Genomic DNA, 360 nt, shown 5'->3' with positions numbered 1-360 from the left:
TGATGAAGAAGGTCCTGCAAATCAAGCGCGGCGACCCGCTGGACACCGACACCATGGTCGGCGCCCAGGCGTCCGAGCAGCAATTCGACAAGATCCTTTCGTACCTGGAAATCGCCAAGGGCGAAGGTGCCGAACTGTTGACTGGCGGCAAGGTGGAAAAACTCGAGGGCAACCTGGCGAGCGGGTATTACATCCAGCCGACCCTGCTCAAGGGCACCAACAAGATGCGTGTATTCCAGGAAGAAATCTTCGGCCCGGTGGTGAGCATCACCACCTTCAAGGACGAAGCCGAAGCCCTGGCCATCGCCAACGATACCGAGTTCGGCCTCGGCGCCGGCCTCTGGACCCGCGACATCAACC

General features: G+C 60.3%; 1 protein-coding gene. It reads left to right on the top strand.

From position 1 onward, the window contains the following. A partial coding sequence (locus Q8X48_RS29890; protein WP_407802819.1) for an aldehyde dehydrogenase family protein occupies positions 1 to 360 on the top strand: 360 nt, incomplete at both ends.

It is taken from the genome of Pseudomonas sp. QLc11A, assembly GCF_052112305.1.
GTDB lineage: Bacteria > Pseudomonadota > Gammaproteobacteria > Pseudomonadales > Pseudomonadaceae > Aquipseudomonas > Aquipseudomonas laurylsulfatiphila.
The sequence above is the reverse complement of the archived record's forward strand: the minus strand, read 5'-3'. Positions and strand labels throughout refer to the sequence as shown.